The organism is Lentzea sp. NBRC 105346 (assembly GCF_030269605.1).
GTDB lineage: Bacteria > Actinomycetota > Actinomycetes > Mycobacteriales > Pseudonocardiaceae > Lentzea.
Genome location: NZ_BSTQ01000056.1, coordinates 1 through 361, shown reverse-complemented (window position 1 = coordinate 361; position 361 = coordinate 1). Strand labels below are relative to the sequence as shown.

Sequence of the window (361 nt, the reverse complement as noted above, 5' to 3'; positions counted from 1 at the left end):
AGGTGGGACTGGCGATTGGGACGAAGTCGTAACAAGGTAGCCGTACCGGAAGGTGCGGCTGGATCACCTCCTTTCTAAGGAGCATCTACCACGCATCAGGCGAACGTCCTGGTGGTGGTCAGAACCCACACCCGGTTCAGCCGGGGTGGTGCTCACTAGTGGATGCTGGCTGGCTAGACGTTCGGTTGTCACGACAGTGAGTACTGCGCCTTCGGGTGCGTGGAAAGGTGTCGCGAGGGCTGAGTGAACAGATCGGTACGCTGTTGGGTCCTGAGAGAACACGTGAGTGTCTTTCAGTGATCGGATCGCTTCGGCACCTGAACCACCGGCTAGGCCGGCAGGCAGGTAGCGGATATGGGGC

At 59.8% G+C, this 361-nt stretch carries 1 rRNA gene; it reads left to right on the top strand.

Features of this window, described 5'->3' with window-relative positions:
• Positions 1–74 (top strand): 16S ribosomal RNA (locus tag QSK35_RS42575); the annotation flags it as partial.
• Between the last annotated feature and the right edge of the window lie 287 nt (positions 75–361).